The sequence below is a fragment of the Microbispora sp. CSR-4 genome, assembly GCF_008033685.1.
In the GTDB taxonomy this organism is placed as follows: Bacteria; Actinomycetota; Actinomycetes; order Streptosporangiales; family Streptosporangiaceae; genus Microbispora.
Window position 1 is genome coordinate 1 of sequence record NZ_VJVX01000338.1, and the last position, 270, is coordinate 270.

General features: G+C 78.9%; 1 protein-coding gene. It reads left to right on the forward strand.

The features are described from left to right. Positions 1-270 (forward strand): hypothetical protein (locus tag FLV34_RS41185; RefSeq protein WP_187280912.1); only part of this gene is annotated, 270 nt, incomplete at both ends.

Here is a 270-nt window from a genome sequence, read left to right on the forward strand (position 1 = left end):
GAGGTGCCCGAGGTGGTGCACCGGGCCCTGGCGTTCAAGGTGCTGGTGGCGGGAGCGGCGGGCGACGACGCGGCCCGCCGGGCAGCGGCCTCCTGCCTGGACGAGCGGTCGGCGAACGGCACTCCCCGGGCCCGGCTCGCCGCCGACCTGGCGGTGGGCTGGACGTTCCAGGATCGCGCGCGGGCCGGCGCGGCACTGGAACAGGCACGCGCCGACGGCCTGCCGTTCGAGGAGGCGCGGGCCCGGCTGGTCCTCGGCGTGCTCGGCGAC